The sequence below is a fragment of the Bacillus sp. ISL-4 genome (assembly GCF_018613275.1).
Lineage (GTDB): Bacteria > Bacillota > Bacilli > Bacillales > DSM-1321 > Peribacillus > Peribacillus simplex_E.
The window spans coordinates 1-21,101 of the sequence record NZ_JAGGQN010000010.1 but is presented as its reverse complement, the minus strand read 5'-3'; the positions used below and the strand labels follow the sequence as shown (position 1 = coordinate 21,101).

The 21,101-nt window shown below is 36.7% G+C and carries 20 protein-coding genes and 1 pseudogene; 12 read left to right on the top strand and 9 right to left on the bottom strand.

Features of this window, described 5'->3' with window-relative positions; genetic code table 11:
* Positions 1-73 precede the first annotated feature (73 nt).
* Positions 74-862 carry a GntR family transcriptional regulator gene (locus tag J7J00_RS06450; protein ID WP_214788988.1) on the top strand — a complete coding sequence of 263 codons (789 nt, stop codon included), beginning with the start codon at positions 74-76 and terminating at the stop codon, positions 860-862.
* Positions 863-985: 123 nt separating this feature from the next.
* Here the strand turns inward: J7J00_RS06450 and J7J00_RS06445 are convergent, their stop codons facing one another.
* On the bottom strand, positions 986-2,191 hold the full coding sequence (locus J7J00_RS06445) for an MFS transporter (RefSeq protein ID WP_214788985.1): 1,206 nt from the start codon (positions 2,189-2,191) through the stop codon (positions 986-988).
* A 25-nt stretch (positions 2,192-2,216) separates the two neighbouring features.
* The gene (locus J7J00_RS06440; protein ID WP_098370652.1) at positions 2,217-2,798 is read right to left on the bottom strand and encodes a TetR/AcrR family transcriptional regulator; all 582 of its coding nucleotides are present in this window, start codon (positions 2,796-2,798) and stop codon (positions 2,217-2,219) included.
* A 427-nt stretch (positions 2,799-3,225) separates the two neighbouring features.
* On the opposite strand from J7J00_RS06440, the gene J7J00_RS06435 reads away from it, so the two are divergent.
* Positions 3,226-3,966 (top strand): VCBS repeat-containing protein, encoded by a 741-nt coding sequence (locus J7J00_RS06435; RefSeq protein ID WP_286201246.1) that lies wholly within the window; start codon positions 3,226-3,228, stop codon positions 3,964-3,966.
* An 18-nt stretch (positions 3,967-3,984) separates the two neighbouring features.
* Here J7J00_RS06435 and J7J00_RS06430 read toward each other — a convergent pair whose 3' ends face one another.
* Together J7J00_RS06430 and J7J00_RS06425 are read right to left on the bottom strand one after the other, a co-directional pair.
* The gene (locus J7J00_RS06430; protein ID WP_214788982.1) at positions 3,985-4,500 is read right to left on the bottom strand and encodes an NAD(P)-dependent oxidoreductase; all 516 of its coding nucleotides are present in this window, start codon (positions 4,498-4,500) and stop codon (positions 3,985-3,987) included.
* Between the two features lie 246 nt (positions 4,501-4,746).
* Positions 4,747-4,923, bottom strand: coding sequence for a hypothetical protein (locus J7J00_RS06425; protein WP_214788979.1), 177 nt, complete (start codon positions 4,921-4,923; stop codon positions 4,747-4,749).
* 276 nt (positions 4,924-5,199) lie between these two features.
* Here J7J00_RS06425 and J7J00_RS06420 point away from each other — a divergent pair, with 276 nt between their 5' ends.
* On the top strand, positions 5,200-6,189 hold the full coding sequence (locus J7J00_RS06420; protein WP_214788976.1) for an MBL fold metallo-hydrolase: 990 nt from the start codon (positions 5,200-5,202) through the stop codon (positions 6,187-6,189).
* A gap of 530 nt (positions 6,190-6,719) precedes the next feature.
* Here J7J00_RS06420 and J7J00_RS06415 read toward each other — a convergent pair.
* A complete protein-coding gene (locus tag J7J00_RS06415; protein WP_214788972.1) occupies positions 6,720-7,538 on the bottom strand; it encodes a histidinol-phosphatase in 819 nt (272 codons plus the stop codon).
* Between the two features lie 240 nt (positions 7,539-7,778).
* Between J7J00_RS06415 and J7J00_RS06410 the strand changes: the two genes are divergently transcribed.
* The 7 genes from J7J00_RS06410 (at position 7,779) to J7J00_RS28840 (ending at position 14,750) form a co-directional block, all read left to right on the top strand.
* Positions 7,779-8,414, top strand: a complete 636-nt coding sequence (locus tag J7J00_RS06410; RefSeq protein WP_214788969.1) for an FMN-dependent NADH-azoreductase — start codon at positions 7,779-7,781, stop codon at positions 8,412-8,414.
* A gap of 703 nt (positions 8,415-9,117) precedes the next feature.
* Positions 9,118-10,347 (top strand): NAD(P)/FAD-dependent oxidoreductase, encoded by a 1,230-nt coding sequence (locus J7J00_RS06405; RefSeq protein WP_214788966.1) that lies wholly within the window; start codon positions 9,118-9,120, stop codon positions 10,345-10,347.
* Between the two features lie 816 nt (positions 10,348-11,163).
* On the top strand, positions 11,164-11,793 hold the full coding sequence (locus tag J7J00_RS06400) for a fumarylacetoacetate hydrolase family protein (protein ID WP_098371727.1): 630 nt from the start codon (positions 11,164-11,166) through the stop codon (positions 11,791-11,793).
* Between the two features lie 195 nt (positions 11,794-11,988).
* Entirely contained in the window at positions 11,989-12,417 is a 429-nt protein-coding gene (locus J7J00_RS06395) for a MarR family winged helix-turn-helix transcriptional regulator (RefSeq protein ID WP_214788963.1), read from the top strand.
* A gap of 657 nt (positions 12,418-13,074) precedes the next feature.
* The gene (locus J7J00_RS06390) at positions 13,075-14,016 is read left to right on the top strand and encodes a sporulation protein (protein WP_214788959.1); all 942 of its coding nucleotides are present in this window, start codon (positions 13,075-13,077) and stop codon (positions 14,014-14,016) included.
* 270 nt (positions 14,017-14,286) lie between these two features.
* Complete coding sequence (locus J7J00_RS06385; protein WP_214788956.1) at positions 14,287-14,514, top strand: hypothetical protein; 228 nt, start codon at positions 14,287-14,289, stop codon at positions 14,512-14,514.
* A gap of 143 nt (positions 14,515-14,657) precedes the next feature.
* Complete coding sequence (locus tag J7J00_RS28840) at positions 14,658-14,750, top strand: hypothetical protein (protein ID WP_396020496.1); 93 nt, start codon at positions 14,658-14,660, stop codon at positions 14,748-14,750.
* Between the two features lie 139 nt (positions 14,751-14,889).
* Here J7J00_RS28840 and fabF read toward each other — a convergent pair whose 3' ends face one another.
* Entirely contained in the window at positions 14,890-16,125 is a 1,236-nt protein-coding gene (gene fabF, locus J7J00_RS06380; protein ID WP_214788952.1) for a beta-ketoacyl-ACP synthase II, read from the bottom strand.
* Positions 16,126-16,246: 121 nt separating this feature from the next.
* Here fabF and J7J00_RS06375 point away from each other — a divergent pair, with 121 nt between their 5' ends.
* Positions 16,247-17,101, top strand: coding sequence for a helix-turn-helix transcriptional regulator (locus J7J00_RS06375; protein WP_214788949.1), 855 nt, complete (start codon positions 16,247-16,249; stop codon positions 17,099-17,101).
* A gap of 432 nt (positions 17,102-17,533) precedes the next feature.
* On the opposite strand, the pseudogene J7J00_RS27925 reads toward J7J00_RS06375, so the two are convergent.
* From J7J00_RS27925 to J7J00_RS06365, 3 genes and pseudogenes are all read right to left on the bottom strand, one after another.
* Positions 17,534-17,776: pseudogene (locus tag J7J00_RS27925) on the bottom strand (hypothetical protein); the annotation flags it as partial.
* A gap of 98 nt (positions 17,777-17,874) precedes the next feature.
* Positions 17,875-19,260 (bottom strand): cytochrome P450, encoded by a 1,386-nt coding sequence (locus J7J00_RS06370; RefSeq protein WP_214788946.1) that lies wholly within the window; start codon positions 19,258-19,260, stop codon positions 17,875-17,877.
* A 175-nt stretch (positions 19,261-19,435) separates the two neighbouring features.
* A complete protein-coding gene (locus tag J7J00_RS06365; protein WP_214788943.1) occupies positions 19,436-19,891 on the bottom strand; it encodes a GNAT family protein in 456 nt (151 codons plus the stop codon).
* A gap of 286 nt (positions 19,892-20,177) precedes the next feature.
* Between J7J00_RS06365 and J7J00_RS06360 the strand changes: the two genes are divergently transcribed.
* A complete protein-coding gene (locus tag J7J00_RS06360; RefSeq protein WP_214788941.1) occupies positions 20,178-20,924 on the top strand; it encodes a polysaccharide deacetylase family protein in 747 nt (248 codons plus the stop codon).
* The last annotated feature ends 177 nt before the right edge of the window (positions 20,925-21,101 follow it).

Genomic DNA, 21,101 nt, shown 5'->3' with positions numbered 1-21,101 from the left:
TTTTAGCTTGAGATGATTCCGAACAGGATGCCTTGTGAAATTTACATCACAATGAAAGGAAGATGTAGGCTAAATGATCCAAAAGAATTCCTCGAGTCCCATTTATCATCAACTTGAAGAGGAGATTAAAGGAGCGATTCAAAGTCTTGAATTGGTGCCAGGAGAGATGATTTCTTCAGAAAAAGAATACACTGAAAAATATGGAATAAGCAGGATGACGGTGAGACAGGCCATTTCTAACCTCGTAAATGGCGGTTATTTATACAGGCAGCGCGGAAAAGGAACATTCGTTGCCCAACAAAAATTGGAGCAACCCTTGCAAGGATTAACAAACTTTTCGGAGGTTATGATTTCAAGAGGACTTAAACCAAGTACAGGAGTCATCAGTTTTACAGAGGTCAATGCTGATCATGAACTTGCTGCAAAGCTTGAGGTTGAAGAAGGAACTTCTATTTTCGAACTGGAACGTGTGAGGCTTGCTGATCAGTTGCCGATGGCATATGAAAGGCTATACATCTCAAAAAATCTTGCCCCGGATCTAACGGAAGAAATAGCCGTGAGTTCCATTCATGACTATGTTGAAAAAAACTTTGGCTTACAAATCGAGCATGGCAGACAGGTAATTGAAGCCGCCATTGCTCAAAAAAAAGAGGCGGAAATGCTCGAGGTAGCCGAAGGTTCCCCTATATTGCTGATAGAACGAAGAATTATCCTAGATACCAATCGACCCCTTGGGGTTGTCAGATCTGTCTACCGTGCAGGTCGATATAAATGCAGGATTAATTTGGAGCGTATATCATCAGCAATGAAAAACAGAATCCCACTCTTAAATAATGATAGCAAAAATAACTTATCTGGATAAGTTAAACCCCTTGCCAATATGGACAAGGGGTTTTTTAGTAGAATATCACTTTTCAAGTTTGAGAGTTTTCCAGCTCGAAAAGAAAGGGTACTTTGAAAAATTAAGGAATTACAATCCGGGACATTAATATTTCGCTAAGCTTTCTGTCAATCGGTTTTCTTTCCAAATGACTGTAATGCCTAGGCCAATGACGATAATGACAGCAGCAAAAAGATAAGGGTAGTGGATGTTTACGTCAAACAGCAATCCTCCAATAGATGGCCCTGCGATATTCCCTAAGCTCGTATAGGTGGAGTTCATTCCAGCAACGAATCCTTGTTCTTTCCCGGCAGCTTTTGATAAAAATGTCGTCAATGCCGGACGAAGCAGGTCAAATGCAAGGAAGATGAAGCAAGTTACCACTAGAACTGCCAAAAAGCTAGAAATCATAGTGGACGCTACCGCAAAAATGGCACCGACGATTAAACATAATTGGATAAGCTTCTTTTCGCCGAGAATATCCACCAGTTTTCCAAACATAAATACTTGCACAACAACTCCGAAAATAGAGCTTATTGTAATGATAATTGCAATATCCTTCGGTGTGAAGCCGAATTTATGATCAGAAAATAGGCTAAACACAGTTTCATAGGCTGATAAACCAAAAGCGAGTACAAATACGATGATGAACGCAATAAAGTAAAGCGGATCAAGTGATCTTTTTAAATCGCCAATAAAGTTTGTTTGCTTTGTACTGGCAGAAACTTTTGCAAGCTGTTCCTTTGAAAGCGGCTCTTTTAAAATGAATATTGATGAAAGGCAAGCTACAAAAGCAATGGCCGCCGCAAGGAAGAAGGGCAATCGTATACCATATTCTGCAATAAAGCCACCGATACCGGGACCTATTATAAAACCTAAGCTAATGGCAGCTGAAATATAGCCCATTGCTTTTGGTCTTTCCTGGACGGATGTAATATCTGCAACATATGCAGTAACACCTGGCATGATAAAGGCGGCACTGATTCCCCCTAGGATCCTTGATAAATAAAATACCGATACGTTTGTCCCTACACCGAAGATAAGTTCTGAAACACCAAAAAAGAATAAGCCGATGATGATGATTTTCTTTCTGCCGTAACGGTCAACCCAACGACCTGCGAATGGTGACATAACAAGCTGTGATACCGCAAATACGGCAACCAGATAGCCCATCGTACTTCCTGATAAATGCATGATATTCATAAATGACGGCATAACGGGGATGATGAGTCCAATTCCCAGAAAAGCAATGAATATATTGCTTAGAAGAATAATTAATACCGCCTTTTGTTCTTTAATTGGTTTATTCATGTGTTAACACCACTTTCTTTGTGAATCATTCTTGTGAAATACCTCTCCAAAACACTTTCCAAGAGGCTGCCAATTTATCCTTCAGCCGTTTCTCATCATTGCCGTATACAAGCTCAAGCAAAATGGAATCCACTACTCCCAAGAAAGCATAGGTCGGAGTTATGGCTGCATCTTCGACGATTAATTTGGCATTGATCCAATCCTGGAATTTACATTCCAGAATTGCCTGCACCTTTTCCTCGATATCTATGACTTCCTGCCCGATTTCTTTTTCTAGATGCGCAGGCGGAAAAAAGGACATACGCAGCCAAAACTTTATATGCTCATTTTTTTGGAAAAGATCGATGACCAATTGCAGGAATCCGTATAAATCTTTTTCAGGATTTTTTGAATCGACTTTACTGAAATATTGGAGTTTCGAAGATAGCTCCGTCTCTTTCGCATCACGTAAAACTTGCAGAAAAAGATCATCCTTGCCTTTAAAATGGGCGTAAATGGATTGCTTTTTCATGCCCACTTCTTCAGCTATTAGAGAAAGGGACGCTCCTTCATAACCATGAATCGTGAAAAATTTTAGAGCGGCTTCCTTAATTTCATTACTTTTCAATAATATCACCTCATAATTTAACGAACGTTCGTCAGTTATAATAGCAAATTAAATAAATATATGCAAGCAAAAAAAGTTCATAAAAAGGTATTAGGCAACAGAAATCATTCTAATAAGGGCGCTATATTTGAAAAAGACATTATTGTTGTTTCCAGTAATAGATATGTACTCAAGATTATTCACTAAATTCCCGCATATAATTCATATGGATAATAAAGAGGCAGGGGGGATTAAGCTGGATACGTATGACATCAGAAAAGTGATCCATTACTATTACACAAAAATACAAGAAACGAATGACCCCTATTATTGGTACTGTTTGGCTGAGACTCAAAGTAGGGCCGGTTTAACAAGGGAAGCGATGCAAACGATTGATAACGTCTTGTCGTTTCCAAATCCTTATCCTTCAAAGCAGGAACTGCTAGACATGCAATTGAGCCTCCAATCTGCTCTTTCAAGGGAAATGAACTTATACAGAACAGTCACAGTGACCTCAAAGCAAGGCGATATTGATGGGGATGGGACAAAGGACAATGTTTTTCTTACCGCAAACAAAGCCCCTGATAGCCCCTTTTGGGAGAATGTAACTTTGGTTATCCATAATGGGAGGACTAATCAATATGAACAAGTTCCCATGAAAAATAACGCAGGATATAATCCGACCCTTTTTCTGGGTGATTTTACAGGTAACAAAGGGGATGACATTTTAGTGGTCATTGATACAGGAGGAAGCGGTGGTTCCATTTATGCGTATGTTTTTTCATATCTTAACGGTCAACTCATGACCATTTTTAATTCAGACGCATTCAATGAAACCTATAAATACGATGTTAATTATGAAAACCAATACAAAGCAAAGGTGAACAGTTATTACCTTAAAGAAAGGTACATTCTTGACCTTACTTATAAAGATAAGGAATATTTATCTGAAATTTATAACAAGGATGGTGTATTGAAGGCGCCGATAGAAGGATGGGTCAATCCTTTATCTGGTTTATATCCGGTTGATTACAATAGGGATGGCATATATGAGCTCGAAGCGTATCAGAGGATCGCAGGGAGATATAATGCCGACTCACTGGGGTTTGTACAGACTGTATTGAAATGGAACGGGCTGGCGTTTGCTCCTGACAGGCAGAATGTGGCTATTTTTGGAGGGGAAATATAGCCCATTGGAATAGAAAGTTCATGAACAAGGTAATGGAGAATTCTTCTTTCGTCCAAAAGAAACCGGTAAATACGTAGGACAGACAATAGTCCATTGAAGTGTTGATTGTTTAAGTATTTCGTAAACTTTATGATGTTCTTTCGCTGCGCGGGTAGACCTACGCTTTGAATCACTTGACTGATAACGCAGAGTATTTGGGGTTGTTCTACTTTGCAGGATTCCTGCTGTTCCAATGGTAATAATTCGTTGGATACCTTCTTTTTCCATTGCTTCGATAATTAGTGGCATACTTGCTGATAAAGTGGTTGCCCCATCAGTATTCAGTGCACTAATAACTACATCAATCCCATGCATGGCACGTCCGATATCATCTTTAATTAGTACATTACCTTGAATAATGGTTAAATTGGCATCGTTCATTCCAATCTTTTCTGGAGTGCGAACCAAAACTGTAACATGATGTCTGTCTTGCAGACCATAAGTAACTAAGTGCTCCCCAACTCGACCAGTTGCACCCAATATTAAAATGTTCATAGAAACGAACCTCCTTTTGCTAATACAATCATTCCACTAACATTATATCGTCAATTTCAATTAATGGGAGCTTTAGTGCACTAAGACATCATAATTCAGCGCTTGCTGGCGGTACACCAAGAAGAAAAAAATGTTCGTTGATAAAGATAAAAAATGGGCCGCTCAAAAGCTTCATGAGGGCCCATTTGAATTGGGAAAAATATAAAAACGTTTTAAAACAGGACAATGGCGACCACAATTCCTCCTCTAATATTCCTGTCCTTCTTTCGATTTTAGAAAAGAATCAAATGATTCATCTAATAATTTTTCCCGATTAGGATCTTCATTGACATCAGTATCCACTTCCATTCCGTTGTAATTTAATTTACTAACCTGACTTTTATGTTGAGCTGGATAATGGTTATTATTTTTTTTGTTTGGCATATAAACTCCTTCTTTAACAGATATTTTTCTTTAGTATGAACAATTGATCCAATATGAAATCCAATATTCTGTAAGATTATTTCAGCTTGAGTCCTGTTGTCTTGATGGAAGGTTGAATTAGTATACATGATTTTACTTTGAGTGTTATTGACTGAATATTATAAATATTGTAACATTCAGTTTGTGGAACTATTTACGAAACTATGTTTTACATTCAAAACAGAAATTTATTCTTCTTTGTGTAAAGAAAAAATAATCTGACAGGAGGTTTTTGTTATGAAGAAAAGAATAAGGAATACTTCTTTTGTTTTTTTGTTAGGGGTTTCAATAATTCTATCATTATCATTATTTCTTCCTTCTTTTGGCCAAACAGCTGAACAGCAAACGGACTTTAAAGTAACTCTATTAGGAACAGGTTCTCCTCTTTTAAGTACAACCCGCTCCGGTCCATCTACACTTGTAGAAGTTGGTGATGAAAAACTCCTCTTTGATGCAGGACGTGGTACTGCTTTACAATTATATAAAGCGAATATGTTACCAGGCAGTGTTGACCAGTTATTTCTTACTCATTTGCATTCGGATCATACAATCGGCATACCAGACGTATGGCTTACAGGTTCTTTACCAACAGGAGGGAAAAGAGAGCAGGCATTTAAGATTTGGGGACCTAAGGGAACCGAGAAAATGATGTTACATATGAATAAAGCATTTAAAGCCGATTTGGATGCAAGAGATGATTCTGGAAATGGAAACGTTGAAGGAGCAAGTATCGTCGCAAATGATATCAAGGAGGGGGGTGTCTATAAAAAAAAGGGAATTGAAGTAATAGCCTTCAAGGTTGACCATAAATCAATCGAGCCTGCTTTCGGTTATCGGGTTAATTACAAAGGACATTCAGTAGTCATCTCAGGTGACACCCGCTATAATGAAAATTTAATTAAATTTGCTAAAGATGCTGACGTAGTTATTCATGAGGTTGCAGCTGCAAGACCTGATAATGAATCAGAATCAATAGCCAATATACTTGATCTTCACACTACACCGGAGGAAGCAGGTAAAGTCTTTAGCCAAATACAACCAAAACTTGCTGTGTACTCACATATTGTATTATTGGATGGATTAACAGAAGAAAAAGCTAATTTGCTCGAAAGAACAAAAAAAACATATGATGGAAAAGTTATAGTAGGTGAGGATTTGTTGTCCATTGAAGTAGGGGACAAGGTACAAGTAGAACAGCGGGGAAACGAGGCGAACTCGGGGAACTAAAAACAGACCAGCTTCAGCTATATAATGAAAGCGAGGAACTCTTCCTAAAAGAAATAAACGTTTCTATTCTACCTCAGCTAGGGGGATAAATCATAGCTCCTTTCTAGCTTTTTAACAAAAGGACGGATTGATTGAAGAAGCCGACCATTAAAAGGTCGGCTTTTTCATATACTATTTTTAGCAGAAACCGCAATAGCCTATAATGGGGGGAGGACCGCCACCGTAAACTCCAAAATCACAAAAAATATGACCTTGAGCAGTCGGTGCGAATGGAAAAATCTCGTACAGACCTGATCAACTTTATAGCTAGGCAAGTAGGAACTTTATAAAGTGGGGTCCTGACCAACTAATATAGGAAGACTAAAGACACACACATGTCTATTTTCGATACGTTATTATATGGTAACACTTCTCGTGATATAGCTATTTATGGTAAATAGGGAAACAGGGTTATGATTGTTATGATATACGAGACCTGGTTAGAATGGAAAATGGCTACCGGACCTGTTCTAATCCTATTGAGTGGAAGGTTAAAGTGGAGTGAGAATCCTTTGCTTGTTAACAAAGTAAGCCCACTCAGAAAAGCCGATTTCCTTTAGTCTTTTTTTAACTTGTTCAAATTCATCGCCAATACGTTCAGGTGTATGCGAATCTGATCCAAATGTTACCTTCACATTATAGAAAAGAGCTCGTTCTAAAATGTCATCTGCTGGATACCACCCACCACACTCTTTTGTTTTACCAGAGGTATTAATCTCAATGGCGATATCTTCTTGACTAATGATTTTTAAAGTTTTTTCAATACTGTCTGTTTCAATGGATGAAAAGGCAGGATAAAACCCTTTCATTGCATCAATATGGCCTAAGATTTGAAACACTCCGCTTTTAGCAGATTTCTGTATTAATTCATAGTATTCATTCTTTAATCTTGCCTGTTCTTTAGAAGTTAAACCATTCCAACGCCCTTTTTTAAAAATGCTAATGTCTTGAACATAATGAACAGATCCAATTATGTAGTCAAAAGGGTGTAAAAGATATTGATCACGATAGACTTCAATGTGGTCAGGGAAGAAATCACTTTCCATTCCTAATAACACGTGAATTTTATCTTTATATTCCTCCTTTAAGCGAAGTACTTCCTCAATATAAGGGACAAGTTCACTTTTTGCCATTGCAATAGTTGGGTAGAGATGGTCGTCCTCACTATAAAAATATGGAGAATGATCAGAAATCCCAATATATTGCAAGCCGTATTCAATGGCTTGCTTTACATAATCCTCAATTGTGCCGATAGCATGTCCACATCGTTCATGGTGAGTGTGCAGATCAAATTTTATTGAATTCGTCATTTCCTTAAGCCTCCTAAAAATAACCGGTTTGTTTTGTTATATCATATCCAAAATTCACACTCTTTCTCACAACTTGAAAGAAGATTTATACCTTCATTAAATCTGCTGTTTTATGGGCGGGTAACGGATAATTTTATACATATCAATTAAAGATATTTTAGTTCGAGCAATTGTATAAATGTTGACTTTCCAAGACAAAATAGAATGTTCAAATATGTAAAAAGAAAGGAAAGATACAGAATGACTAAAGTATTGTACATTACAGCTCATCCTCATGATGATAAACAATCTTACAGTATGGCCGTTGGAAAAGCATTTATTGACACTTATAAAGAAGTAAATCCTAGCCATGAAATTGTGAATATTGACCTTTATAAAGAAAATATTCCTCAAATTGATGTAGATGTTTTCAGTGGTTGGGGGAAACTTCAATCTGGAAAGGGCTTTGAAGAACTTTCGGCAGAAGAGAAAGCAAAAGTTAGTCGACTCTCAGAGTTATGTGAGCAATTTATAGCTGCCGATAAATATATATTTGTAACACCTTTATGGAATTTTTCATTCCCGCCAGTAATGAAAGCATATATAGATTCCGTAGCTGTTGCAGGTAAATCATTTAAATACACCGAACAAGGCCCAGTTGGTCTTTTAACTGATAAGAAAGCCTTGCATATCCAAGCTCGTGGTGGTATTTATTCAGAAGGACCAGCAACAGAAATGGAAATGGGTCACCGGTATCTAAATATCATTATGCAATTCTTCGGAGTGCCTTCCTTTGAAGGTATATTCGTTGAAGGACATGCAGCAATGCCTGATAAAGCTCAAGAAATAAAAGAAAATGCTATAGCACGTTCAAAAGATTTAGCTTCTACTTTTTAAGCTAAGAGTCAAAACTGTAGACAAAACTCGAGGAAAAGTAAGGTTGCCTACAGTTTTTATTTTAAAAAAGTTGTTGATTTCAGAAATCCGCTCCCTTTCCGCCGACTGTCTGCCAAGCCTCATCAAAGCAAGCGTCTGTGGGGTCTTGGCTAGCCAGTTATTCGGCAGGAGTGTCACAAATTTCTTCAATCCAGTGAGGTTCATTTCAAATAGGTAAAAATTCATGAAGGATAACCAAGTTTTCTAATATAATCATGGTTCGGGGTGAGACCATTCCGAACCTCTTTTTGTTTGTCAAAATAAAAAATAATATGTGGAATTTTTCTTACTTCACCAATCAAGGGCAAATCTAATAATGGATTATGGTTTTTTATTTTGTGCGGGTATTCATTATTGTTGCTTTTGTATTCTTGATTGGTTTAAAGATGCAAACGATATACCAATGCTTTTCTGTAAATGCTAGTAGGGTAGAGGGTGGGCTTTATAATTACTCTACTCAGTGGGATGAAATCCTTAATTAACTGAGGGAGCTTCTATAAGAAGAAGAAAAAAATCGATTCCTTAACATAGTGGAGATCGACTTTGGAATTCTCTGTACTTTTTTTGTTTTAACTTCCATACTTTTATGTATGTAGTATATTTTTATAAAACTCTGCTATTGGATAAGCAAGTCAATAATTGTATCTGAAAATGGAGTGATACGATGAATAAGATGTATGACGTCATCATTCCCGGTGCTGGATGTGCCGGCTCTGCACTGGCAATTTATCTTGCTAAGGCAGGTTTCCATGTGTTGTTAGTGGACCGATCGACTTTTCCAAGGGACACATTATCAACCCATACCTTTTTCAATAATACTGTCGCTCTTCTTCGAGAAATAGGTGTCCTGGACAAGCTGCTGGAAACAAAAGCACCACCGGTACGGGAAATTAAATTTCAATTTGAGGATACCGTGATAGAAGGTCTCATCCCTGTGGTTTACGGAGAGGACAGTTGTTATTGTATTAGAAGGACTTATCTCGATCATATCCTACTTGAACACGCCAAATCTCAAATGAATGTAACCGTTTTAGAAGGTTTTCGTGTGACGGATGTCATCCGTGATGACGAAACAGTATTAGGCGTGAAAGGTTTAGACGGCAACTACGAGAAACAAGAATTTTTAGCTCGCCTGGTAGTGGGGGCAGACGGCCGATCCTCTATTATTCGCAAGCTGGTAAAAAGTGAACTCAAAATAAGTATTCCGGCAACAGTCGGTATTTATTTTGGGTATTTTTCTGGATTTCGCCACGATGATGTCCCTAAATTTGAAGTATACAAGATAAAAGATAACACAGCCATTCTCTTTCCAACGAATGATGATTTATATGTTATTGTCGGCATTTTCCCATTAGAAAATAAGGAATTGATAGAACGGTTGAAATTAAATCCGGAAAACGGTCTACGCAATTTCTTGACAGATAACTTTCCTAATACAACAATTGGTGCTCGCTTGAAAAATGCTGAAATCGCAGAACCGGTCAAAGGCATACTAGGATATGATAATTACTGGTATAAAGGAATGGGAAAAGGATGGGCGTTGGTTGGTGATGCGGTTTGTTTTAAAGATCCTGGCATGGCGCAGGGGATCCATGATGCTATATGTGGAGCACGTATATTATCGAATATCTTATTAAAATATAAGGGACAATCCGATCAATCGAATCAAATGTCTGAGGAATATCAAAAGGCAATAGAATATGAGTTTATGGTCCGGTTTCACATGGGATGCCAAATTTCAAAGAATGAATGTATATCTGAACAGCAGGATGCTGTCAATAAGCTGATCAGTTCCCATCCAGAGGCTATAGAGAAGTTTTTAGGGATTTACAATTACGCAAACGAGCCCGCTGTTTTAGAAAAAGAACTCGCACGAATTATGCAGTCTATCTAGCAATGATTCAATGATCCAATTACAAAAATAATTCACTATAAACATAGAGCAACAATATGCTGTTAATTTTAAGGTAGGACAACTAATTCAAAAAAATATAAATCAGTTCAATCTCATTTTGGATAGCGTTTCCTCTTTGGTGAAGTTGCCCAGGTTACACAAGACAGCTTACTATTGAGCTTAGACTTAGTATAGGGGTAGCGCGTCAGTGGAGCTGCCCTTAATATGGGGTTTACGAGGATCATTTAATCAATCTTTGTTTCAAAGCTGTAGTTAGTACTTTTTTAACAGATCTATAACCCAATAAGTGAATAAAAAAAACAGTTCCTAACGGCAGGAAACGGCTTTTTCGCCGGGATTTGCTTGCGTACAAAATACAAAAGTTTGGCGATCCCCCTTCTATGCGCCTTCGATAAAAAAAGCGACAATTCCCAATGAATGGGACGATGTTATTTGTGTAAATAAAGAACTGGTTCTGAAAATCTGGTTTATGTTCCACCAAAGAATGTGAAAAATTTCATTATAGTTATTCTAATCCGTTATAATTATTTTTGCATATTGTACGAACATGAAATTATGTTTTCTAAATAGATTTTCTTTTAACAGGTATAACGGTTGTATAAAAAGTCAGAAAAATATAAAATATACTTAAATCGGAGGATTTATTCTTATTTACTGTAACAATTTGTGATTATTAATCTGGCTGACTATTAAACCACGATTGTCATGACTAGAGAAAGTTGCAATCATTTCTTAATATTTACCTTTTACTATTCATTAATTTTTATTTCTAAAAAGAAAAGAGTGAGTTTTATGATGAAAGACATTAAAAATATCTATTGTGTAGGTCGAAACTATGCTTTGCATGCAAAAGAGTTGAATAATGAAATACCAACTTCCCCTTTTTTATTTTCAAAACCAACTCATTCACTTGTGGAAGCAAAAGGTCAATCAATTACTTTGCCGAGTAATCAGGGTTCCGTTCATTTTGAAACTGAACTTGTCATACATATCGCAAAGCAGTACGAATCAGGAATGAAAGTAGATGAAATGGTTGATGCGATGGCCATTGGGTTGGATTTAACACTTAGAGATGTTCAATCACAGTTAAAACAAAAACAGCACCCTTGGCTTTTGGCTAAAGGATTCAAAAATTCAGCTGTTGTTAGTGATTTTATTCCGTTTCCAGGTGTCGAAGCATGTGAACAATTAGATTTTTCCCTGTTAAAGAATGGAGAGCGTGTACAAGTCGGAAATATTAAAGACTTACTATTTGATTTGCAAACCATTATAGAATTTACAGAAGAGCATTTTGGGCTTGGGAAAGGAGATATTATTTTTACCGGTACTCCAAGTGGCGTAGGACCACTTTCAGATCAAGACAAGCTTTCACTAAACTGGGGTGGAAATGAAATAGGATCCTGTTCAGTTACACTGAATTCATGAAAAAAGAGCAGTCATTTTGACTGTTTTTTTTATGGAATAATTCAATCTTAGACAAAAGGAAGAAACTCGTCTAAAATGAAGAGAACAATATATCATCTTTAGAACAAAGTCCCGAGCACTAAAATTAAATCCATGACGATGATCATTTAAAGTGCCATATATTAATTATAAAGGATAGAACAGGGTGGAATGGGCATGACAAACAACCAAGAAAAGAAGTATTTAGATAATTGGCTATCTCTTACTAATATTCAAATGAGCATTACTAATGAGCTGGAAAGTGCTTTACAAAAAAATCATAACCTGTCGTTAAAAGAATTTTACGTTCTATACTTTTTATCCAAAACAAGCGATAAACAATTGAGGCTACAACAATTACAGGAGATGGTTGGATTAAGTCAAAGTGCTATTTCAAGGCTGGTAGGCAGGCTGGAGGCAAAAAGCTGCGGAGCATTACAAAGGCATATATGTGAAGATGATCGAAGAGGTATCTACACACGATTAACTACATTAGGTGAAGAAAAACTACAAATTTCCTTAAATACTTTTCATGAAATTCTGCACGCTGCTTTTTCAAAAGGAAAGCTTCAGGATGAATTACAATCTTTAATCCAGAAATTGTAATATGGTTCTTACATCTATTAAGCTGTAAGTGAAGTCTGTTATTTATATATATATTAGCTAGGAATACTTCCTTTGCACAGAGAACTGATATTATTTAAAGCTGAGTGTTGACTTTCGCTTTTGTTGACAAAAGGGGAAGTGTAAATGCGGAATTGAATGTAAGCGCATGCATTTAAAGAAGATGGAAGCTATTAAAGTTATGGGAAATGGAGAATTTGACCTTTATAAATAGTTAATAAAGATGATCTTCTTGTTATTAAAGTACTTTCAAAAAAATGCCAGGGGCAGAAGTGTTAGCCTCTGGCATTCTCTTTTTCATTTAATTGTGTTTTAACTCTCTTTAGAAGGTGAGACGTGCGAATCAAATTGCTGCTGCCATTGATCCGCCACTTTATATCCTTGCTTCCTCAAATAAGCATCTTCGCCAATAGTCCATCACCAGCATTGGAAAAAAGATGACGTACGCCATTATCTTATATAGATCACCTACTGCAGTAAAATCATTTGAAACAATTTTCATTTTTCGCCGTATTACTATCAAAGGTAATTTAGAAATTTCCTGAAATACGAATAGTTTTCTTGTCATTTCTTATTACGCCCAATTTTACTTACATATTCTTAAGACGGATTGAGATAATTTCGAAAGGAAGAGGAAGCATGTTCAAAAAAATTTTAGCAAGTTTAGGAAAAGGAGCCGCAACTGTAGATTTACAATGTGGTAATCGTAATTATCAAGCGGGAGAAAGCATTCAAGGGGAGGTTGTCATTCAAGGTGGTGAGGTGGAACAGAAAATTAATCAATTGACTGTCCGGTTTATGATGAATGTGGTATTAAAACAAGGAAGCGTTTCTAGGGAAGTTGCCCATATACCATTAATTAATCGAGATTGTATTCACCCTAAAGAACGTAAGGTCATTCCTTTTCATTACGTCCTACCTACGAATATACCTATTTCTAGTGGAACTGTCTCATACTATTTGGATACACATCTTGATATTGAGGGTGGGGTTGACCGCAAAGATGTAGACCGGCTAGTCATCCAATCCTCAAAATCTATCCAATCCATTTTTAATGCAATGGCTCAATTAGGTTTTCGCGAGACAGCTGATTCGGGTAAACTTGACCAATATGGACAGGAATTTGCTTTTTTTCCCACTCAACAATTCATGGGACAAGTAAATGAAGTTGAAATGCGGTTTGCCAATGAAGAATCAGGTATCCGGGTCTGGATGGAAGTTGACTGTAAAAGCGGCTACAAGGAAATTGAAGCAAAACGTGAGTTTCATTTAAATCAAAATGTTCTTGAACATGAAGCCGGACTTGAAAAACTATTAGGAAAATATATATCGGAAGCTATTGATCAGCCTTATGCTTTTACACAGCCTTTCTCTTATTCCGTTAACCATCATCATGGTCGCGCTTCCCAATTAAACGCTATACCTGGAATGGTTGGTGGATTAGCAGTGGGTGTTTTAGGGACCATGTTATTTACTGAGATGATGGAAGGTTTTGATATTGAGGAAATGTTTGAAGAGGCAACAGAGGATTTTGATGGGGGATTTGATTCATTTTTTGATAATGGAGATGGGGAATCCTAATAAAGCCATTAGACAGTCCTGTGTCAACCAATATTATTAGTTTGTTTTTTGTAGAAAAGAAAAAGTACCCACTAATCATTACTTAGGTAAGGATTGGTAGACAAGCGTTACTTACTTTGATCAACAGCCGGAAATCTCTATTATTCACCGTAGTAAAGCGTTCATCTCCTGAATATAACCCATCGGTTTTTGATTTGGCGTGAAAAAAATGAATAAACAATCATATAAAGCCAATTCTATATACAAGAATGATAAGAAGGAGATTATATCGTGAAGCCATATGAAATAAAAAATATGATTATTGATGACGAGTTTGATGGTGAAGAATCGGTTACAGCTGATTTTACTCACAATGATAAAGATTATAGCATTACTTTTAAAAAAGAAGATCTTGAAATAATTAATACATGGGTTTTTGAGGATGGTTCATCTCTTCCAGCAAATTTATCAGGTACTATCATTGAATCGATAAGGGAAGATATTAAAAAGAAAATCTAGTCATTTGCACTAGATCTTTTTTGTGGTCATTTTCTTAATCGAAGAAAAATTTAGCCTTGTTTATATTGATGAAAAAAGATAATGAAGAATTATTGCTTGTGGTGCAATACCAATAAGAGTGGAATAAGCATTAAATAACTAAAATGTTTACTTCAGAAAACTATCGTGGACAAGGAATTTTAACTGTTTTGTTAACTAAATTAGTCGATGTAGCAAAAGGTAAATGGGAAATATGACTTTATGAACAAGAGACAAGCCCTTAATTGATGAAAAAAGGGCTTTTTCTTAGTTAATTACCTAAAAGATCCATTAAGGTAACTAACTAAAGATTCTCTTGAGGATCTTTAATGTTAAAAATACGATGCGAAAGTTAATTCACTGGTATTTTTTTAAAACGATTGCTGCATTATGTCCTCCAAAACCAAATGAATTGGACAGACCAGTACTTATTTCCACCTTACGGGCAATACCCGGTACATAATCTAAATCACATAATGAATCAGGCTTTTCTAAGTTGATGGTTGGAGGAATAATTCCTTCCTGTAAACTTTTTGCCAAAGCAATTGCTTCCACGCCTCCGGCTGCTCCTAACATGTGACCAAGCATAGATTTATTAGCTGTTATTGGGATTTGATAAGCTTTTGATTCAAATAGTTTTTTAATTGCCAGTGTCTCAGAACGATCTCCAACTTCTGTACTTGTTGCATGAGCGCTAATGACATCAATCTCTTCAGGAGAAATTTTTGCGTTTTTCAAAGCCATTTTCATTGCAAGATAGGCTCCTTTACCTTCTGGGTGTGTAGCTACCATATGATAGGCATCAGAACTTGCACCATACCCAATGACTTCTGCATAAATTTTTGCATCTCTACGTAAAGCGTGAGACAAAGATTCCAAGATTAAAATTCCTGCTCCTTCTGACATGACAAATCCATCTCGATTTACATCAAAAGGACGGCTAGCTTTAGTTGGATTATCGTTTCTCGTTGATAATGCTTTAGCATTACCAAAACTAGCTAAAGATAAATCTGTTATAGCTGCCTCGGCTCCTCCTGCAAAAACGGCATCAGCTTCTCCAAAGCGAATAAGTCTGAACGCTTCACCAATAGCTGTATTACCGATCGCACAAGCAGAAACAGGTGACATAGTAGGCCCCATTGCGTTCCACTTGATACTAATTTGGGCTGCGGCAGCATTTGAAATCATGGCTGGTACCAGGGTTGGACTAACTCTTCTTGGACCTTTCTCTCGAAGAGTATCCACATTATCAATCAATGTTTCAATTCCTCCTATCCCAGAACCAACATATACGCCAAGTCTTTCCAGATTGATATCATCAATATCTAAATTAGAATCAGTCCAAGCTTGTTCGGCAGCAGCCAAAGCAAATTGAGTAAAGCGATCTAGACGTCGTGCTTCATTTTTTCCTAAAATATCATCTGCATTAAAATCACGAATAATTCCTGCAATTTTTGCTTTATGATTGCTTACGTCAAATGTATCAATAGAGGAAATGCCCGACTTCCCTTCAGTCAGATTTCTCCAAAATTTTTCTACGCTGTTTCCAATAGGAGAGACTACTCCCATTCCTGTAATAACGACTCTTTCCATTTTTCATCACTCCAAATGAATAGTATACTTGTATTATACTTCGTGGCTATCCTATTACAAGTGAGTGTTTATCCTGGTATAATAACTACTAGGTTAAATTGTTATGAAGGGGGTTTTAGAAATGAATGATAAAACGAGACTTGAAGCATTGTCTTCATTTTTGAAAACGAAGCGATCCCAAATAAAGCCTGAATCTATAGGTATACCTGCTGGTACACGGAGAAGAACACCTGGCTTACGAAGAGAAGAAGTTGCACATTTGGCGGGAGTCAGTACTACTTGGTATACGTGGCTAGAGCAAGGTCGGGATATAAAGGTCTCTACAAGCGTATTGAATTGCATATCTACAGCCCTACAATTAAATAATGATGAACGGGAGTATCTATATGATTTAGCTTTAGAAGTGAAATCATCCATTATTCATCGAAAGAAGGATCAGCCAAAACTTAGTCCTTCTTTGGAAAGAATTTTAGCTGAGTTAACATATTGCCCTACTATCATTACAGATCGACATTGTCATATTGTAGGGTGGAATAATGCTGCTTCTCATGTATTTTTAGATTTTGAACAACTCCCGGACGACCAACGAAATTTGATCCATCTAATATTTACAAGAAAAGAATTAAAAACATTAGCTGTGAATTGGGAGCATTTTGTTAAAGGATTTCTTGCCATTTTTCGTGCCTATTATGGTCACTACTTAGGGGATGAATGGTATAACCTATTTATTAATGAAATGAGTAATTCTCACCCGGAATTTCAATCTTTATGGCAAGAAAGTCAAGTGAGCAAAGCTCCAGAAATGATGATTGAATTTAGACATGCTAAAGCCGGAAAGATGCTGTTTAATTTAACTTCTCTCCAAGTCCAGGGGGACATGGATTTAAGGTGCAGTATCTATACACCAGTAGAGGGAACAGCTACAGAAGATAAATTAAAACGATTAATGAAGAAAATCTCCATTGAAAGTTCATAAACCAGCATATTCACTGTCTTTTATAGATAGATTATCATGGTCAAACCTTACCCAAACTGATCAACAATTAGTAAAGCTCTTTTTGCCTATTAATCTTTAGGACAAGTTTTATATTCGGCCTGATATTCCCGATCTTCGCCGAAGTATAGCAGTCATTTCATGCTTTTCCGGAACAGTTCAAATTTAGTAATGAAAACCAGAATTTCAATACTCTGTTTAAATCTTCCGCTTCATTTTCCTCGTTGATCCATCAATGTTTATAGAGGGAGGTTAGTAGAAGAGGGATTTAAAACACAATCATACTTAGATTCTGTTTTGAAAAAAATTGAGATCGGACTGGAAGGGCTTTTGTAATCTCTCAGAATTACCAATAATATTCTGGATTGTTTGGCGGCAAAAAGGAAAGAGGCAAGCATATTTTTCCACAAAACTTTATGGGGATATATGGATATGCAAAAAGGTACACTTTAAACTGAGTGCACCTTTTCTTGAGCGGGGTTTGAGGTTAGAAGCTGATAACTTCTCTATTACCTTATCCCGTAGGAATGGGGCTTTTTCTTTATTTGCTTTTTCCAATACTTTTGTTATTTCTGTGCAGTATGCAGGAGTTCCTGGCTGTTGTCTCCACGAATCACTTAAAGAACCACTATCTACTGTGTCAACGCCTAGCTGGTTTACTTCAAAAACTAGGGTTGATGCGGCAGTCTTTTTTATGGAACTAAGGGGGGGAACTTCCCTAGGTGTAGAGTGACAACTTTGTTCATTTAATTCCTCTAAATTTCAGAATCCTCTGGTTGGATACCTCCTATATTTCTCTCTTCGACTACCATGCGCAATCCACGCTTCGGTCTGAGTGTAATAGACGGAAGTGGCTTTACTTCATGATGGTCAGGAGCCAGCCTTATCCGATATCGTTGAGCAATGCATGCTAGGACAAGCACAGCTTCCATCACTGCAAAATGATTACCGATACAAACTCTCGGACCACCGCCAAATGGAAAGTAAGCGAATGGAGGTAGGGTTTTCATAAAATTGTTTTCAAATCGCTCAGGTTTAAAGGAATCTGGATTATCAAAATACTCAGGCTTGTGGTGCATCACATACTGACTTAACAGGATCATATCGCCTTTTTTTAAAAGATACCCTCCGATTACCACATCCTCCGCCACTTCCCGTTGTATGATATAGGCAGGTGGGTATATGCGCATTGATTCATAGATAACATTTTGTGTGTATGTTAATTTCATAAAATCGCCAGGTGTTAGATTACGGTTGCCGATTACGCTATCTATTTCATTGAAAAGTTTAGTTTCCACATCAGGGTGTTGGGAAAGCAAGTATAAGGTCCAGGAAAGCACGTTTGCTGTTGTTTCGTGACCGGCAAGGAAGATGGTCATTAACTCATCACGTATCTGCTTGTCTGTCATAGCTAAGCCATCCTCATCATCTCGAGCATCCATTAGAATCCCAAGCATATCCTCATGTCTTTCTGCCTCTGTTCTGCGTTTTTCAATTAAGCTATAAATCATCTTATCAAGTCTCTGTTTCGCCATTTTATATTCACGGTTGTTTTTAGTTGGTACCCATAATGGCATTTGAAGTGTTCGCATTCTTTTAACGGCAATTCTCATGAGGGCTTCTATAGGTTCTCCGAGGATGCCATATCCTTCTTTGAGTCTCATGCTGAACATGGTCTTGCTGATAATACCCAGTGCAAGGCTCATCATATCCTTCGTAATAATCCTTTCTTCTCTGTTTTTCCAAGTGGAAATATAGTCCATTGTTATATCAATCATATCCTGACCATAATTGCTAATATGAGACTTTTTGAAAGAGGGTTGAATAAGCCTTCTTTGGCGCATGTGAAATTCTTTTTCACTTGTAAGAAGGCCTTCTCCGATTACTGGTTTTAAAGCAGAGAAGTCCTTTGATTTCAAGAAGGATTTGTGTTTTGTTACAAGTACCTGCTTAATTAAATCTGAATTTGAAATAAGGTAAACATTATGAAAAGGTCCAAAACGAATTTTAGCAACTTCTCCATATTCTTTTGCTAAACGGGTAAGAAAGCCAAGTGTATCTGAAATAAACTCCTTTGAATGGCCAGTAATTAATTTTCCTTTTGGGCCTAGAGAATCTTTTGAAAAATCTGTGTCACTCACTGGTTTGTTTCCTCCATTTCGGTATTATTACTTGTATTCATTCTATGAGGAAAGTATTGATTGGTTTGGACAGGTTGTTAATATGAAGACCAACAAATACAATATTTTTTAAAGATAGTTAATCAATTTGAATTCAAAGTGTTTATGAATTTGTAAAGGCACCCATCCCTGGTTGTCACTTTCTTTTACTAATGAAAGCAGGTATGTATGGAACTAACTTACTTATAGGCTGTAAAGCTCCTTGAATAACATATCTGTCACTCTCACTAAAATGCATACTTGTCCATTCTTCCCAATCCTTTATGGTCCCAGTAACAGTAAAGGCTTTATAAATTGGTCTTACAATCTTTGCGCCCAGCTTCCAATGAGTTCGAATCCAAGGGTCAAATGGTGTATTATCCTCTCGTTTCCAATGGACGTAGTTATCAAAAGGTGTAAGTGGATAATCCACTTTAAAACTAGGCCGAACGGGTACAATTTTTTCTAACCCTTTTTTAGTTGTTAACTTTTTAAATTCCGATAAGAGTCTTTGGCTTAATCCAGATTTCTGATAGTCGGCATGGATAGCGATATTCATGGCAAACAAAGTATTTACTGAATCTGGCTCTATGTTCTCAACTGCTTGAATCAATGTATCTGTCCATTTAACAGGAGAATGAGATTTTATTCTTACTGAACTAACGGGTGTTTTACTTCATTAAGGGAGTTGCTTTGGCAGCTCTTTTTCTTAGAGAGCTAATGTGGCAGTTTGTCCGATTCCTTAGTGCTTTAAGAAATTAGTTTTTCATTTGGGATTATCAAAGTCACCATTGATTAATGGGAGATAGAATCAAATATGGGAGAAATCATAATAGAACTATGCTTTTGAGGCACAATAAATTGAAAAGATATAAAAAGGATGCAAAGCGAGGGATTTTATGAAAAAGGTTGTAATGTTTTTCCTATGTCTTCTTATCTTAATTCTTCCATCACAAGTTTTTGCTCAACGAAAAGTACCTATTTTAATTTATCATTCGATTGACGAGTTTACTGGGCAGGGCTCTAAGGAGCTATATGTAACTCCTGATAATTTCCAGAAACAAATGATTTATTTAAAAGACCATGGCTACACATTATTAACTTTTGATCGTTGGCAAGACATTTATAAAGAAAATAAACCCATTTTCATTACCTTTGACGACGGATACAAAAACAATCTGAATGCATTTGCTATCTTTCAAAAACTTAAAAACGAACGTTTTAAACCAAGTGGTACCATTTTTGTTATTTCTGACTTTATCGGTCGTTCAAACCGATTATCTAAATCGGATTTAAAAATGATGGCTGATTCGGGTATAATCTCAATCCAGTCTCATACTGCTACACATCCTGATTTGACGGAAATAAAAAATTATGAATATGAACTGAAAGGGTCCAAAGATAAAATTCAAAAAATAACAGGCAAACCAGTTATTGCTCTTGCGTATCCATACGGAAATTTCAATGACAAAGTCGTAGAAGAAACGAAGAAATATTATTTATTTGGAATTACGACAACTCCTGAACTATTTTCTGAGAAGGGCATTAAAGACGAACTTTATCTTTTACCACGAATTTATGTGAAGTATTCAACTACTCTTGATGACTTTGCAAAGATAGTTGAAGGCGGTTCCTATACCAGGTAATCGCTTTTTCTTTTGGAGCAAAGGGAAAAGTACTTAATTTTGTTTATAAGCAAATGGGTACGGAAAATAAGGAAAACATCAAATATAATTCAAAAGTTTAAGGAGATAGATATTGAACTAATTGGGTGATTTATGATTGAAGTTCTTTAAAAACAATGGAGCTGTCTTTAAGGCAGC

Bases quoted from the DNA above. Each gene is read 5' to 3' on its own strand.
- J7J00_RS06450 (WP_214788988.1), top strand. From the start codon at position 74: ATGATCCAAAAGAATTCCTCGAGTCCCATTTATCATCAACTTGAAGAG.
- J7J00_RS06445 (WP_214788985.1), bottom strand. From the start codon at position 2,191: ATGAATAAACCAATTAAAGAACAAAAGGCGGTATTAATTATTCTTCTA.
- J7J00_RS06435 (WP_286201246.1), top strand. From the start codon at position 3,226: ATGCAATTGAGCCTCCAATCTGCTCTTTCAAGGGAAATGAACTTATAC.
- J7J00_RS06430 (WP_214788982.1), bottom strand. From the start codon at position 4,500: ATGAACATTTTAATATTGGGTGCAACTGGTCGAGTTGGGGAGCACTTA.
- J7J00_RS06425 (WP_214788979.1), bottom strand. From the start codon at position 4,923: ATGCCAAACAAAAAAAATAATAACCATTATCCAGCTCAACATAAAAGT.
- J7J00_RS06420 (WP_214788976.1), top strand. From the start codon at position 5,200: ATGAAGAAAAGAATAAGGAATACTTCTTTTGTTTTTTTGTTAGGGGTT.
- J7J00_RS06415 (WP_214788972.1), bottom strand. From the start codon at position 7,538: ATGACGAATTCAATAAAATTTGATCTGCACACTCACCATGAACGATGT.
- J7J00_RS06410 (WP_214788969.1), top strand. From the start codon at position 7,779: ATGACTAAAGTATTGTACATTACAGCTCATCCTCATGATGATAAACAA.
- J7J00_RS06405 (WP_214788966.1), top strand. From the start codon at position 9,118: ATGAATAAGATGTATGACGTCATCATTCCCGGTGCTGGATGTGCCGGC.
- J7J00_RS06400 (WP_098371727.1), top strand. From the start codon at position 11,164: ATGAAAGACATTAAAAATATCTATTGTGTAGGTCGAAACTATGCTTTG.
- J7J00_RS06395 (WP_214788963.1), top strand. From the start codon at position 11,989: ATGACAAACAACCAAGAAAAGAAGTATTTAGATAATTGGCTATCTCTT.
- J7J00_RS06390 (WP_214788959.1), top strand. From the start codon at position 13,075: ATGTTCAAAAAAATTTTAGCAAGTTTAGGAAAAGGAGCCGCAACTGTA.
- J7J00_RS28840 (WP_396020496.1), top strand. From the start codon at position 14,658: ATGTTTACTTCAGAAAACTATCGTGGACAAGGAATTTTAACTGTTTTG.
- fabF (WP_214788952.1), bottom strand. From the start codon at position 16,125: ATGGAAAGAGTCGTTATTACAGGAATGGGAGTAGTCTCTCCTATTGGA.
- J7J00_RS06375 (WP_214788949.1), top strand. From the start codon at position 16,247: ATGAATGATAAAACGAGACTTGAAGCATTGTCTTCATTTTTGAAAACG.
- J7J00_RS06360 (WP_214788941.1), top strand. From the start codon at position 20,178: ATGAAAAAGGTTGTAATGTTTTTCCTATGTCTTCTTATCTTAATTCTT.